Here is a 13,261-nt window from a genome sequence, read left to right on the forward strand (position 1 = left end):
TGATTCCGAAAAGCCCAGCCAGCGGGGTCACTGCGGTATTTCGCATAATGTATATTATGTAAAGGCGCTGTTGGCGTGGCTGGCCCGGATCTTGCCTCCCGTCCGGTCTCCCCAGCTGAGACGGAACCTCACACATGCGTGATCGCAAGCTGACCGGCCCTTGGGCCGGTTTCTCGTTCAAGGGTAACCGACTGGTGACGCCCGAAGGTCGCGAGCTGTTGCCCGATGACCTGGCATGGCTGTCGCTAACCGCGTGTATCGCCCAGGAATGGCGCGCCATGATGGCAGATACACGCCGCGGCTATGAGCCGAAAGACAGACACGGAAAGCCTTGCAGCAGTAGGCGTCCGGTAAAGGCGATTCCTGCAGGGCGGCGCGCGGCCGTGGTCAACCTGCGCGACTACGTGAGGCGGACATACGAACAGCGGCTAACCGTGGGTGATCCCGGCCCGGGCGCCGACGCCGCTGAGGTAGTCCAGGCCGCCACGGGGCCGATGCCTCGCGTGCGCGTGTGAGGCGCCATCCGTAGGGGCGAAGCCCCTACACCCCTCATTCGCCGCCGTATCGATTCTGGCGCGACTCTGGGAACGTCGACATGGGCCGGTCGGCTACGGAGATGATGGCGCCTGACGGACTTGCCGGAGGGATCTGTGACGGCTGGACCGGTGCTAGCTGCTGAGACGCGGGACCGCGCTGCAGATCGGACTTCTGCTTGTAAGGGTTATAGATGGGACCGTACCGGGCAATGGTGCGGCATTCCGGCTGGCTCAAGTCGTAACGCGTGCCCTGCTCCGTCAAGCACGTACAGGAGCCCTCCGCGCGGTTTCCGAGACCGTCCTGACCTTCCGTGCTCGATATGCAGTAAAGCTGCGGATCGGTGGTCGTGGTTCGTTGATCATAGATCGGCGCTGTCCAAGGCATGGTGCCGAAACGCGGCAGATGCGCCCTTGCATAGTCGATTGGTGTTTCGAAGACGCGAGGCGCGTCCGCACCCGCCACCGCTCCGCTATCGGCTGTTGCGGCCGCTCGCGTCATGTCGAGTGACGCTGGGGGGGAACGATCGGTCTCATACTTCGCGATCTTGGCAGTGAAGTACCAGCGGACGGCGAATAGGATCACTCCAAGCGCGACCACACCGAGGATCACCCAGCGAATCCACATAGGTAGCTGGCGCTTAGTGGTAACCATCGTGGTGCTGGTGTAGTAGTCAAAGACGTACTTAGGACGCACCCAATCCACTACGTCATTGCAAGCGCCCTGAACATTGTTCTGGTATTGATTCCAGCGCTTGAGCTTGGTCTTCGAACGCATGATCGACGTCTGCCGAACATGAACATGCTCCTCGTACAGACCGCGAAGAAATGGATCAAGCTGTAAGCCCTGCTGCGCAATCAGGATGAAGTCGAAGCCACGATGCCGGTGGCGCGCCATCGCTTCAATGTGCGGCGGAACCTTTGCGCCGGGGTTTCGATTGGGAAGGACCGTATAGCACTCATCCAGCAGTACGACAGAGCCATCCGGCAGCTGCTCCCACTCTGCAGGGTTATCAAGATAGTGGAAGTTGGCCTTGGTGTAGTCCAGGTCCTTCACACCATGAGCGTAGATGGTCCTGCCCTCCTTCTGGAGCTTGAACGCTTTGTCCAGGGCGTAGGCGGTCTTACCGTGGCCGGGCTGACCGGTAACGAGATAGAGACCCATCAGGATGAACCCATCTTAGAGAGCATTGCCTTTTGCGCATACGTAGCAGCCCATGCCGACAGGATCATGGTGACGACGACCCCGAAACCAGTCGCGTCGAAGTAGGCAACGAGAACAGGGCCGAGGCCGGAGATCTTGCTCTGAATGAAGCCTTTGATGGCGGGCATGGCGACCTCGTGCGTGACGAGACCGATGCCGAATGCCAGGAGGACGCGCCCGATGATGCCGGGCAAGTACTGGCGCAGCGCCTGCAGCAGCATGCTGACAAGCGCACCGATGATCATGGGCATTAGGACTTACCTCCGCTGCTGAGAATGTAGGCACACGTCACAGCCGCTGACAGAATCAGTACGGCGCGAATGAGGCCGATGTAATTGCAGAAATAGGCAGGCGGCGATGCGAGAGATTGCGCGAAGCCAGACGCAACACCACCGCCCCCGCCCACCACGAAACCGATGCAGCCGCCGCCTCCGCCGCCGCCGAATCCGGAGTGGTCAAGGTCATCAACACTGAGCTTCTTGACGGTCAGGACTCTCGTGTCATTGGCGGTGGCGCCCGCACCGGGGTCCTGTGACATGCCTGCAACACTGGTCCACGCCGGCTGTGAACCGTCACCACCGCCGCTGCCTTGGGCGAGCTTCTCAACTGCACATGCGGTCCGCCACTGCATCAACAGACTGTTGTACTCAACCGCATCGCACTTTTCGCCTGTGCATACGGGCATCGTGGCGCACGTACCACCGGCTATGTTGCGGTTCTTGCGTGTGTTGCAGTCGATACGCCACTGAATCCGCGCTTGGCCGCACATGATCGGTGACCCGCTGCACGAGGGCGGCTTGTTGCAGTCGTCGCCGCCGCTGAATTCGTCCTTGGCCTTCTCACCCTCACCGGGCTCTCCACCCTCCCCGCCCTCTTCTTCCTCATCGGGTTTGCCATCGTTATTACCGTCACGCTTACAGGTGCCGTCCTTGCCGCGCGCCTCACCCTGTGCGCACTGTCCCTCACCGGGAAGGCACTTTCCGTCGGGCGACTTGATCTGCCCTGCAGGGCACTCGTTCTCCTTTGGCTTGCAAGTGCCGTCGGGCTGCATCAACTTGCCGGATGGGCACGGTTCGGGCTTGCACTCGCCAAGCGAGTTGGTCGCCCCGCCACCCGGGCACTTACCCTCATCCGGCTCGCATGAGGACATGGCCGCATTGAAGTAGTAGCCATTGCCGAACTGGGCTTTGCACTTGTCATCATCAAAGTCATTGCAGGTGCCAGGAACGGAGGTGTACTTCCCGTTGAAGTATCCGTCGCCGTTTGAGAACCACGCCTGCTTACAGCCGGCATTGCACGTCACGGAACCATTTCGCGGTTTGCCACCGGTCAGGTAGGGGTACGGGCCGTTCCAATCACCGCGCTTCTCGCACGAGTTCTCAAGTGGCCATACGTAGAAAGGATCCCGCCCACTGCAGCCAACGACCGACGCGCCGTTTGCGCTGCGACCGTAGCAAGTCAACTGAGCATAGTCGCCGAGTCGCTCGCATCTAGTTGTTACAGTCTGGCCGTTGAACAAGCCGGGGTGACCGGACGCAGCATTCATGCAGGCTTGGTAGGCCTCGCCCTGATCGCCGTACATAACAGCGGCCGAAGCGTTGCGAGGCACTAGTACAAACAGCAGCAGGAGAAGCCCGCAAGAGATCAGTTGTCCAGCGCGAGCCATAACCCCCCCAGCAGGCCAATCATCACGAAATATCCCGCGTACGCCATAACGCTCCCCTTAAATGGAAAAGGGCGGGTTTCCCCGCCCTGTGTTGCACCTGGGCTGATTAGCCGCCGGAGGCCCGCTGGCCCTTCTTGACCAGCACGACGACGGCGGACAGGGTCAGCACACCGACACCGATCAGGATGAGTTCCGCGCTGTCCATGCCGCTGGTGGCAGCCGACGCCAGATCGCCAGCGAAGGCGGGCGCGGCGGCCATTGCGGTCGTTGCAACGGCGGCAGCCTTGAGGCCGATGGAGTGCAGGTTGATCGTCTTCTTCATGTTGTTTTCTCAGTTGGGTAGTTAGCCGCCTAAGACCCGGCGACATTGCCGGATCATGTATCCGACCCCCCACATGCCCGCGATCGCAGCGGAGATGAGAAGGCCTTCTTCAACGTCAATGGGCGGCAGCAGCATCGGCGTTGGCCCGTAGAAGGGATACGCGCACTGCCCTGTGCTGGCATCGAAATCTGAGGCCTTGCAGTGCAGTACGAGAATGGTCTCTTCCATCGGAACTCCTGTGGTCCACGCCCGCGCTAAAGCACGAGCGTGGACCTTGATGGGTTACTTGGCGGGGGTGGCGGCGGCAGCCGGCATGATGGGAACCAGAACCACGCGGCGCCCGATTTCGAGGTTGTCGAAACGGCCAACGGTGAACGTGGAGGGATCGACCTGGTATTCGCCAGCCGGGTACGGGGCCTGCACGTCATCCAGCGTCAGGCGGAAGGGGTGCGGGAAATCTTCGCCGTCCTTCATGATCGCGGCGGACTGCTCGCGGAACACCATCTTGGTGTTGTTCTTGGTGGTGATTTCACGCGGGGTGACGGTGGTGCTGCGAACGATGATCTTGCTCATGCGGGTATCTCCAATTTCCAGACGATGATCCGGCCCCTGTCGGAAACGACCTTCCACGGCGAGGGCCAGAATTCGCCGGTGATCTTGTCCACGTAGCCACCGAGGGCCTTGCGGATATCGGCTAGTGCGCCGAGTACATCGCGTGCAGACTTCGGGGCTTTCCACCACCGCAGCTCACGCTTGGATTCGTTGCCCAGGCCGCCAACGGCGTGTGTGCGGAATCCCTTGGGAAACGCGGCTGCCATGTCGGGGACGAACTTGCTTGCGTACTTCGCGAGATAGCCAACCGCATTGCGGGCCTTCTCGATTTTCGTGTGACCGTGTGGCCACCACCCTGCCCTGTCCGCTTTGGGAATGAAGATGCCCCGGGGAATCCAGATCAGAACGTGGTAATGGGGCACGCCGGCTTTAGTGAGTTCACCGACCCAGAGGTAACGGAAACGCGGACGGTGTCGCCGGTAGCGAAGTCGGACAGCTCGATTGAAGAAGCCCCGGACGCGCTTAAGTGTCTCGCTAATGTCACGAGGGCCAGCGTCACTTCCGTTTCGGTAAGTCGTGGTGAGCATGTACCACGCGCCACGGAACGACCCTTGTTTCGCCTCTTGGTCATGAAGACGTGCTCCGGTAATCACTGACTTTTTCAGACGCAGCGCCCGAATATGATTCGGATCGAGCGTGAGAGACACGCGCCGCGTGTCACTTGTTGAAGAATGGACAAGCCCAAGGCGACGGCCTCCGGCCGCCGCTGAGAATCCGTGCTGCTGCACCTTGGCCGTAGCCATTTCGGTACGGCGCGCAGCGGCGTGCAGAACGCCCATTGATGCGTCAAACGCGACGACTGCAGGTGAGGCTTGAGGGGGTGCCGCGTCGAGAGTGATGCGCGCGTTCTTGCCAGTGCACGCAGCGCACAAGCCGCCCGGGAAGAAATAGGAAGTGGGATCGCCACAGAATGTGCACGAGGTCCGGCTCATTCAAACGGACCCCGGCCGTCACGCATCAACTTGAACCACCAGAAGATCGAGACAAGCACGATGGGTACGAGGAAGATCATCGCCGCACCTCGGCGGATGCCTTAGCGGCGAACTGCGCCTCCCGTTCCAGGCGTGAGGCCTCGCGCCGGAGAATGCACAACGCGGCCTTGAAGGATGCAAGGAGGCCAACCATGAAGAGGAAGCCTGCGACTGACAGCACCACGAGCAGTTCCATGCCCTACCCCTACCCCTAGCCCCTAGAACCCCGCCAGCGGCCTAGGGGGACCGGCTGGCGGGAGTGCTTAGGAATCCCTACGCACGGCCGCATGTATAGTTATCCCTGTCTCCACCTGTCAAGGAAAACCTGCCATGCAAGCTGTAAATAATTTGCTTGACACCGTGCGCGAGAAGTGCGGGGTGCCGTCAGACAACGCTTTAAGCAAAAAAATAGGCGTGACCAGAGCGCTGGTCAGCGGGTGGCGCGTTGGGCGCTATCCGGTGCCGGATGAGCGAATTGCGCAGCTTTGCGCGATGGCGAAGCTGGATGCACCCGAATGGTTGGCACGACTGCACGCAGAGCGGGCGGAATCGAAAGTTGAGCGCGCGATGTGGTCATCACTGCTGGACCGGTTGAGCGCGGCGGCTGCGGTGGTCGCGCTGATGTGCGTCACAGTACCAGGCGCGGCACGAGCTGAAACCCTTGCGGCACAAGGCTTTGCGGCGAGTGCAGCAACACATTCTGTATATTATGTTACGCGGTGCCCGGTACTACCTGGGCCTGCTCAAGCTCCCGCTGGCATCGGTCTTGCCTGTCCCCGGCTCCAAGGACAACTCGAGCATGGTCAAGGTTGTTGTCGTGGACCTCGGCGAGTTCCGGGAGCGCCATTTCTGGCAGTCTGCTGGTTGAAGCGTCTTCGTAGGGGCTGCGGCCCCTACACCCCGGCCTCATTCCTCGCGGCACCGCTGCCAGCCACCTGATGGTGCAGATACCTGCGCCCAACCATTGGGCAGCTTGCGCATCGCCTGACCACCAATGCACGCCAATCCTGATCGCCGCGCGCCATCGGAACCAAGGGGTGGCAATCGCACAACATCTTCCGACGGACCAGGCCGACCCGCGCGGCGGGCTTCGTCCCGAAGGGTCCGGGCCTCAAGGCCGTCACAGAAGCCTTTCATTCCCGGATGCGGATGCTTGGGCCAACGATAATCCTCACAGTTAAATGGCGTAGTGCTTTTTGCCATTGAATTGTGGTGAGCTTTCGGAACTGCTGCGAGCGGCTTTGGCTTGGGGCCAGTTGCTGTGTGGATCTGCGCCGCGGCTGGGTACACCATTGCCAGACAAGTGCAGAAAATGACGGCTCGGATATCCATGTCCCCCCCCTATTTGTGGGCGGCAGCATATCAAAAGGCATCAGCGAGATCTGCCACCTACCCCGCGACCCACGCTACAACGGCCAGAACTGACGAATGCCCTACGTACGCGGGAGCCTCCACGACACCTCACCGAGCTACATCTGCTAGTCCACCACCCTAACTTCCCGTGTAGCGATGGTTGAGCAGGATCTCAAGCTCGAAACAGGAAAACGGCAGCTGATCTCAACGCTCAAGACGCAGTATGTCAGCGCTCGATCCACGCACAATATAGAAACGTTCTACGTAGTTCTGTGCTGTGACGGGGGCAAGTTGCACCGCGATTTCGTTCGGCGGGTATGCGCAGAGCTGACCAGCCTGCCCGAGGTGAAAGTCATCGCGCCTGCTTGCGCGTGGGCGTTTCACGACATGGAGGCCGACAGCGTCCTGGCGTACTGCACGCGCGTCCCCGGTCGATAGCTCGACATTTAGGCTTGCACACGACGCCTTTCTGCCACTTCGCGCGCTCTACTACGACACCAGGGTTCGGCACGGAACATCAGATGCTGCAATGGTTTCATTTCTCATGCAGCTTACGGACGAGTCCGACTGAGTAGCTGCTACTGAGGGAGTGCCCAGCCGCGACCATGCAAGGCGTGTTCCCAGTCCGGGATCCACTAAGGCGTCAACTCTCCCATCCAAGCTCAACCTTCAGCTCCAGTCGCTGGCCCGGCTCCAGTCGGTTCGGCGCCAACGTAAAGCCATCAGGCGGACCAGTCTGGGGCTCTACACAGGTCGCGTGCGGTGCACCGTCGTAGACCACCCAGTGATCGGTATCCGCCCGAATCCGCAGCCGCTGGCCGGCAGATATGAGCGTCACGTCGGCCTGGTTGATGAAACAGTCATCCCACGGCCCCGGCACCGGGCTGACACAGGGCAACGTGGCAATGCCTTCGTCGTCCCGTGGATACATCGCATCGGGGGCAAACAGCAGTTGATCCGGCTTGCGGAACCACGGATGCCAGCCGAGCACGGCCGGCATTGCCTGGTGGCCCGCCTCAACGGAAAGATGGAGATGCAGGCGATCCGGCTGCAGGTGCAGGGTCTGCGTTGCGCTGCCGCCGAATGGCCAATAGTCGTCTTCGGGCAGTGCCAGTGACAGCGTGGCGGTGTCCGCGTCGAGGCTGTCGATATGCCACGGCCGTGTAAAACCGACGCCGTGAATGGCGTGCGCATCGAAGTTCGCTGGCAGTGAACATCGCCTGCCATCAAAGGTAAAGCGCCCATGCCGGATGCGCCCCGCCCACGGCACCATCGGATAGCACCCCCAGGCGATGGCTGACGCCCCCGCCCCACCCTCGTGCTCGCCCACCAGCCACTCCACACCGTCGTAGCGTAGCTGGGCAATGCGTCCGCCGGCGTCAGGTGCAAGTGCGACCTCCAGCCTGCCGGCCCGCAACCAGTGCAGGCGGCCGGCCGGCAGCGCGGCCCGCGCATCGTCCTTCGGCAAGGGTGTCTCAAGCGCCATAAGGATCGATGCTCCGGATGCTGCCGTCCGCCTCGATGTGCAGCGGCGTGCTCTTGATCGAGCGCAGGTGGGTCACGCCGCCGGACAGCAGCGCGTCGTGGTAGAACAGGTACCACTGCCCCTCGAACGCGCAGATGGAGTGGTGCGTGGTCCATCCAACCACAGGCGTGAGGATCACGCCACGGTAGGTGAACGGCCCGTACGGGCTGTCGCCCACGGCGTAGCACAACAGATGCGTATCGCCTGTGGAGTACGACAGGTAGTAACGGCCCTGGTGTTTGTGCAGCCACGCCCCCTCGAAGAACCGCCGCGCATGGTCATCGGCGCGCAGCGGCTGCCCGAGCTCGTCCAGAATGAGCACTTCCCTCGTAGGCTCGGCGAGCTGGGTCATGCCCGCGTCCAGCCGGCCGACACGCGGGCCCAGCGCGGGCGCATCGCCGGTGGGCTCGTCGTGCATCGTGTCATGGCGGTTGTCACGGTACTTCTGCAGCTGGCCACCCCAGATGCCGCCGAAATAGAGGTAATGCGCGCCGTCGTCGTCCTCGAACACCGCCGGGTCGATCGAGTACGTGCCGGCCATCGGCTCGGCTTCGGGGGTAAATGGGCCCTCCGGTCGATCGCCCACCGCAACGCCGATGCGGAACCTCCCCTGCCCGTCCTTGGCCGGGAAGTAGAGGTAATAGCGGCCGTCGCGGCTGGCCGCGTCCGGTGCCCACATCTGTTTCGCGGCCCAGGGCACGTCACGCACATGCAGTGCCATGCCGCAGTCGGTTGCCGGCCCCCCGGGCGTGTCCATCCGGAATACGTGATAGTCCTCCATGCCGAAGTGACCGCCTTCGTCGTCGAACGGCGCGCCGCCGTCGATGTCGTGCGATGGATAGACGTACAGGCGCCCATCGAACACATGGGCCGACGGATCGGCCGTGTAGATGTGGGTCACCAGCGGCTGGGAAATGGCGTGTGCTGCGAGGTGGTCAAGGCTGTTCCCCTGGCGGCGCTGCAGCAGTTCCTGTTCGATGCGCGTCTCCATGCGCTTGTCGATCCGGTAGAGGAACAGCAATCCAACCGCTACCAGGAACGGAAGCGAGCAGTACACGCTCACGGTCAGGCGGATGCCGTCCACCACGGCCTGGGGCTGCTGTTCGGCCCCGGCCTGGTAACCGTGGTGTGCGAGGATGCCGGCGACCAGCGCACCACCGATGCTCAACCCGATCTTCAACCCGCACAGCATCGCGGAGAAGATGATCGCGGTGGCGCGGCGATGGTTCTTCCATTCGGAGTAGTCCGCGACGTCGGCGATCATCGCCCATAGCAACGGGATGGTGATGCCGTAGCAGAACCCGTGCAGCATGAAGGAACCGAAGGTCACGCCCACCGCCGTCGGCGGGAAGAAGTAGAACACCAGCAGGAACACGGTGGATACCAGCAGTGCACCGCCAAACACATCGCGTTTGCCGAAGCGGTCGGCCAGGCGGCGGGATACACCAATGCCCAGGATCATGCAGAGGATGCCGCAGGCGTTGAACAGGCTGAATGCCGAGGTTGCCGGATCGGTGGGCCAGGTGAAGCCGGACAGGCCCCACCCGTTGAGTACGGCGTTCAACCCAGCGATGAAGCGGTTGAAGCCGGAGCTGTCGAGGAAGCCGGCCAAGGCAGCCTCGCTCATGTAGTGCTGGAAATAGTAGACGTAGGTGCCGCCCTTCAGGGCCAGGTTGATGAAGACCAGGATCGTGAGGGCCAGCATCACCTGCCACGGCCGGTTCCGCACCAGGTCGGTCAGATCCTGCAGCACGCCGCCGGTCTGTTCCTTGGCCGGCACGATGCGCTCGCGCGTGGTGGCGAAGGTGATCAGGAAGAAGACCGTTCCCACCACCGCGAACACGGTCATCACCCGCTCGAAGCCGAGCACGCGATCGCCATCGCCGAGGATCAGCACCAGCGGCAGCAGCAGAACCTGGATGATGAACTGCGCGATCATCACCGCCACGAAACGGTAGGCCGACAGGCTGTTGCGCTGGGCCATGCTGCCGGTCAGGACCCCGCTGAGCGCGGAGTACGGCAGGTTGTTGGCTGCGTACACGAGCATCAGTAGACCGTAGGTCACCAGGGCGTAGATGACCTTGGCGCGCTCGCCCAGTTCGGGCGTACTGAAGGCAAGCAGCGACAGGACGCCGAACGGAATCGCCGTCCACAGGATCCACGGCCGGAACTTTCCCCAACGACTGGCCGTGCGGTCGGCGGCAATGCCGATCAGCGGCGTGAACACGAAGGCGCCCATAAGGCCGATCACGAAAATGATCGTCGCCGCCGTGGCGGGCGGCAACCGGTAGACGTCGGTATAGAAGAACGCCAGGTAGGTGATCAGGGTCTGGAAGATCAGGTTGGCCGCGAGATCGCCAAGGCTGTAGCCCAGCTTTTCCCGGATCGAGAGCGTGTGGTCGGTGGTCTCCGCGCGGCGGGGATCAGTCACGGCTCTCCTCCACGGTAAATCCGGCGTGCACGCGAGCATCGGCGCTTGAGCCGCCTATCCTCACCTCGTACGCCCCCGGCGGCACGACATATGCGCCGCGCGCCTCGTCGTACTGGCGCAGCGCCTGGTGCGCATCCAGATCGAAGGCCACGGTCCGCCGCTCGCCCGGGGCGAGATGGATCCGCTGGAAGCCGCGCAGTGACTGCTGCGCATCTGCCGGCGCGGCCTGCAGGCGCCGCACATACAGCTGCACGACCTCATCGCCTGCGCGCTTGCCGGTGTTGGTCACCTCCACCTGCACCTTGAGCGTCCCGTCTGCGGCGATGCGCGGTGCATCGAGGCGAAGCCTGCCGTAACCGAACCGGGTGTAGGACAGCCCGTGTCCGAACGGATACAGCGGTGTGCCGCGGAAATAGCGGTAGGTGCGGCCTTCCATCGTGTAGTCGTCAAACGCGGGCATGGTCTGGTCCGCCGTGTAGAACGTGACCGGCAGGCGGCCGGCGGGATTGATGTCGCCGAACAGCGCGTCACCCACGGCCGTGCCGCCGCGTTGCCCTGGATACCACGCCATCAGGATCGCGGACAGATTCGCCTGGGCCCACTCGACGGCCAGCGCCGACCCGCCGGTCAGCACCACCACCACCGGCGTGCCGGTGGTGTGCAGCGCTTCCAGCAGCGCCCGCTGGGTGGCGGGCAGGCGCAGGTCGGTGCGGTCGCCCCCGGCGAAGCCCGGGTAGTTGACCGTCATCTCTTCGCCCTCGACGTCGCCGGTCAGGCCGCCAACGAACACCACCACATCCGCGCTCCGGGCGGCATCCAGCGCCTCCTCGAATGGCGGTTTCGCGCCGGGCATGCGCCAGCCCAGCCGCACGGCTGCGTCGCGCTCGGCGTCGAAGTACTCAAGGGTGAGGTCGTAGGCCCTGCCGGCCTGCAGGTCCAGCTCGACGCCATCGCCATGCAGGCGATCCCTTTTCTCCCAGTGATCCAGCACGCGCTTGCCGTCCACGTAGAGGCGGAAGCCGTCGTCGGCGGCCGCCTCGATGCGGTAGCGGCCCGATACCGGTGGCAGCAGCTGTCCGCGCCAGCGGATGCTGAAGCCGTCGTTCGGAATGCCCTGCCCCGGTGCTGCCTCACCACGGGCCAGCAGGTTGTCGGTCGGTGACCCCCGGTCCCAGCGGAACCCGATCTGGGCATCGGTGCGGACCAGCGCCGGCGTCCCGGTCAGGTCGGCCGTGCGGAAGTACTCACCGCGCAGGCCGCGTTCCGGGGAATCGGCCGACGGCCGCAGGTACGCGGCCTCGATCAGCGGGGTTGCAGCGGGATCGTCGCGCCCTTCCACCAGGTCCACCCCGCGCGCATAGCGCACCTCTACGCCCTTGGCCGCGTCGCGTATCCCCTGCAGGATCGTCACCGGTGCGGCGGGGGTGCCGAAGTAGTTGCCGAGCAGCGCCATCGTGTCATCGGCGGTCGGGCCGACCACGGCAATGCGTTTGAGGGTGCGTGACAGCGGCAGCACGCCATCGTTCTTCAGCAGCACCAGCGATTCCTGCGCGGCCTTCAACGCCAGCGCGTCGTGCGCGGGGGCCTGGTTCACCGACGCGGGAATGCGCGCCCATCGCACGCGCTCCGGCGGATCGAACATGCCCAGCCGCATCCGTGCGGTGAACAGGCGCGTCACCGCATCGTCAATCTCCGCTTCGCTGATCAGGCCCTGCTGGACGGCCGCCGGCAGCGTGGCGTATTCCTGGCCGCATTCGAGCTCGGTGCCGTTCTTCACCGCCAGGGCGGCGGCGGCCTCGCGGGTGGGCACGATGTGGTGATGTTTCCAGATGTCGACGATGGCCCAGCAGTCCGACACCACGTAGCCCTTGAAACCCCAGTCACGGCGCAGTACGTCGCGCAGCAGGAAGTGGCTGGCGCTGGCGGACTCGCCGTACACGCGGTTGTAGGCGCCCATGACGGCGTCCACCTGCCCTTCCTTCACCAGCACCTCGAATGCCGGCAGGTAGGTATCGTACAGATCGCGCCGGCTGGGGCGGGCATCGAAGTGGTGGCGGTCGGCCTCGGGGCCGCTGTGCACGGCCAGGTGCTTGGCCGTGGCGTCCAGCTTGCGGTACACCGGGTCATCGCCCTGCAGGCCATGCACGAAGGCCACGCCCATGCGCGCGGTGAGGTACGGGTCCTCGCCGTAGGTTTCCTGGCCCCGCCCCCACCGCGGGTCGCGGAAGATGTTGATGTTCGGCGACCAGAAGGTCAGCCCCTGATAGCGGCCATGCGACCCCTCGCGGAGAAACTGGTGGTGCTTGGCGCGCGCTTCGTCGCTGATGGTGGTCGCCACCTGTCCCATCAACGGCACGTCGAAGGTGGCGGCCAGGCCGATGGCCTGCGGAAACACGGTGGCCTGCCCTGCCCGCGCGACCCCGTGCAGGCCTTCGTTCCACCAGTCGTAGGCCGGCACGCCCAGACGCTCGATGGCAGGCGCGGCGTTCTGCATCTGCGCGGCCTTCTCCTCCAGGGTCATCTGCGCGACCAGCGCGGCGGCGCGGGCCTCGAAGCTGGCCGATGCATCGAGCCACGGCGGGGGCGCCGCGGCGTGCACGGCGGTGGCCAGCCCGAGGGCGGCACACAGCACCACGGTGCGGAA

Annotated in this window: 13 protein-coding genes and 1 pseudogene; 2 read left to right on the forward strand and 12 right to left on the reverse strand. The window is 63.7% G+C overall.

Annotated features, from left to right (window positions below; genetic code table 11):
* Positions 1-134 precede the first annotated feature (134 nt).
* Positions 135-515 (forward strand): DUF3653 domain-containing protein, encoded by a 381-nt coding sequence (locus ACO6VK_RS06830; protein ID WP_422506150.1) that lies wholly within the window; start codon positions 135-137, stop codon positions 513-515.
* 34 nt (positions 516-549) lie between these two features.
* Here the strand turns inward: ACO6VK_RS06830 and ACO6VK_RS06835 are convergent, their stop codons facing one another.
* The 8 genes from ACO6VK_RS06835 to ACO6VK_RS06870 all read right to left on the reverse strand — a co-directional run bounded on the left by ACO6VK_RS06835 (position 550) and on the right by ACO6VK_RS06870 (position 5,504).
* A complete protein-coding gene (locus tag ACO6VK_RS06835) occupies positions 550-1,698 on the reverse strand; it encodes a zonular occludens toxin domain-containing protein (protein WP_422506151.1) in 1,149 nt (382 codons plus the stop codon).
* Complete coding sequence (locus ACO6VK_RS06840) at positions 1,698-1,988, reverse strand: DUF2523 family protein (protein ID WP_422506152.1); 291 nt, start codon at positions 1,986-1,988, stop codon at positions 1,698-1,700. Before ACO6VK_RS06840 ends, ACO6VK_RS06835 begins: the two co-directional genes overlap by 1 nt.
* Entirely contained in the window at positions 1,988-3,283 is a 1,296-nt protein-coding gene (locus ACO6VK_RS06845) for a hypothetical protein (RefSeq protein WP_422506153.1), read from the reverse strand. Before ACO6VK_RS06845 ends, ACO6VK_RS06840 begins: the two co-directional genes overlap by 1 nt.
* Positions 3,284-3,509: 226 nt before the next feature.
* Positions 3,510-3,725: a hypothetical protein gene (locus ACO6VK_RS06850; protein ID WP_422506154.1), complete on the reverse strand. Its 216-nt coding sequence runs from the start codon at positions 3,723-3,725 to the stop codon at positions 3,510-3,512.
* 21 nt (positions 3,726-3,746) lie between these two features.
* Complete coding sequence (locus ACO6VK_RS06855) at positions 3,747-3,953, reverse strand: hypothetical protein (protein ID WP_422506155.1); 207 nt, start codon at positions 3,951-3,953, stop codon at positions 3,747-3,749.
* Positions 3,954-4,007: 54 nt separating this feature from the next.
* Complete coding sequence (locus ACO6VK_RS06860; protein WP_422506156.1) at positions 4,008-4,298, reverse strand: single-stranded DNA-binding protein; 291 nt, start codon at positions 4,296-4,298, stop codon at positions 4,008-4,010.
* A complete protein-coding gene (locus ACO6VK_RS06865; RefSeq protein WP_422506157.1) occupies positions 4,295-5,116 on the reverse strand; it encodes a rolling circle replication-associated protein in 822 nt (273 codons plus the stop codon). Before ACO6VK_RS06865 ends, ACO6VK_RS06860 begins: the two co-directional genes overlap by 4 nt.
* A 229-nt stretch (positions 5,117-5,345) precedes the next feature.
* Positions 5,346-5,504, reverse strand: coding sequence for a hypothetical protein (locus tag ACO6VK_RS06870; RefSeq protein ID WP_422506158.1), 159 nt, complete (start codon positions 5,502-5,504; stop codon positions 5,346-5,348).
* Between the two features lie 371 nt (positions 5,505-5,875).
* Between ACO6VK_RS06870 and ACO6VK_RS06875 the strand changes: the two genes are divergently transcribed.
* On the forward strand, positions 5,876-6,247 hold the full coding sequence (locus ACO6VK_RS06875; protein ID WP_422506180.1) for a DUF3693 domain-containing protein: 372 nt from the start codon (positions 5,876-5,878) through the stop codon (positions 6,245-6,247).
* A 1,057-nt stretch (positions 6,248-7,304) separates the two neighbouring features.
* Here the strand turns inward: ACO6VK_RS06875 and ACO6VK_RS06880 are convergent.
* The 4 genes and pseudogenes from ACO6VK_RS06880 to ACO6VK_RS06895 form a co-directional block, all read right to left on the reverse strand.
* The gene (locus ACO6VK_RS06880; protein ID WP_422506159.1) at positions 7,305-8,147 is read right to left on the reverse strand and encodes an aldose epimerase; all 843 of its coding nucleotides are present in this window, start codon (positions 8,145-8,147) and stop codon (positions 7,305-7,307) included.
* A complete protein-coding gene (locus tag ACO6VK_RS06885; RefSeq protein WP_422506181.1) occupies positions 8,137-9,177 on the reverse strand; it encodes a glycoside hydrolase family 43 protein in 1,041 nt (346 codons plus the stop codon). The genes ACO6VK_RS06880 and ACO6VK_RS06885 overlap by 11 nt, the downstream gene beginning before the upstream one ends.
* Before the next feature lie 15 nt (positions 9,178-9,192).
* Positions 9,193-10,656, reverse strand: a pseudogene (locus ACO6VK_RS06890) (MFS transporter); the annotation flags it as partial.
* Complete coding sequence (locus ACO6VK_RS06895; RefSeq protein WP_422506182.1) at positions 10,610-13,252, reverse strand: glycoside hydrolase family 3 C-terminal domain-containing protein; 2,643 nt, start codon at positions 13,250-13,252, stop codon at positions 10,610-10,612. The pseudogene ACO6VK_RS06890 and the gene ACO6VK_RS06895, both read right to left, overlap by 47 nt.
* Positions 13,253-13,261: the final 9 nt, after the last annotated feature.

Origin of the sequence: Stenotrophomonas sp. GZD-301, from assembly GCF_049310345.1 — a bacterium.
Taxonomy (GTDB): domain Bacteria; phylum Pseudomonadota; class Gammaproteobacteria; order Xanthomonadales; family Xanthomonadaceae; genus Stenotrophomonas.